General features: G+C 55.1%; 2 pseudogenes. One reads left to right on the top strand and one right to left on the bottom strand.

The features are described from left to right. Positions 1 to 36: 36 nt before the first annotated feature. Positions 37 to 575 (top strand): annotated as a pseudogene (locus EII23_RS13530) (transposase); the annotation flags it as partial. Between the two features lie 14 nt (positions 576 to 589). Here the strand turns inward: EII23_RS13530 and EII23_RS12200 are convergent. After that, positions 590 to 675: pseudogene (locus EII23_RS12200) on the bottom strand (IS5/IS1182 family transposase); the annotation flags it as partial.

Below are 675 nucleotides of genomic sequence, written 5' to 3'. Positions count from 1 at the left end.
TTTACCAAGGAGCAGGGAAAAAAGAAAGTTCCGGTTATCGCCGTGGACGAGCAAGAGCTGCGGTCGCATGTGTCTGAGGTCGTGCGACAGAGCGTTGAGGAAACGCTTAACGGCTTGCTGGAAGCGGAGGCCGATGCGCTGTGCCAGGCCAAGCGCTACGAGCGTAATGCGCAACGTGCCAGTACCCGTGCCGGTCACTACGAGCGGGGCTTGCAGACCAAAGCCGGGACTGTTCAACTTAAAATACCAAGCTGCGACATATACCCTTTGAAACCGCAATAATCGAGCGGTACCGGCGTCGGGAAAGCTCGGTGGAAGAAGCGCTGGTGGAAATGTACCTGGCTGGCGTTTCCGTGCGCCGGGTGGAGGACATCACAGAGGCTCTGTGGGGCAGTCGGGTGAGTCCGAGCACCATAAGCGATTTGAATCAGAAAATTTTTGCGCGAGTTGAAGAATGGCGCCAGCGCCCGCTTGAGGCAGAATATCCCTATGTTTTTGTGGACGGCATTTGGCTCAAACGCTCTTGGGCCGGAGAAGTGCAAAACGTCTCGGTGCTTGTGGCCATCGGGGTAAGTACTAGATAGTGTCGTCAAATTATTGTTGCCCACAATGAGATGCACCTGATTTGCACGGCGGCAAGGAAGGAAAGGCTTCGTTTTGCATAGCGCGTAGCGA

It is taken from the genome of Desulfovibrio sp. OH1186_COT-070, assembly GCF_003860215.1.
Taxonomy (GTDB): domain Bacteria; phylum Desulfobacterota; class Desulfovibrionia; order Desulfovibrionales; family Desulfovibrionaceae; genus Desulfovibrio.
The sequence above is the reverse complement of the archived record's forward strand: the minus strand, read 5'-3'. Positions and strand labels throughout refer to the sequence as shown.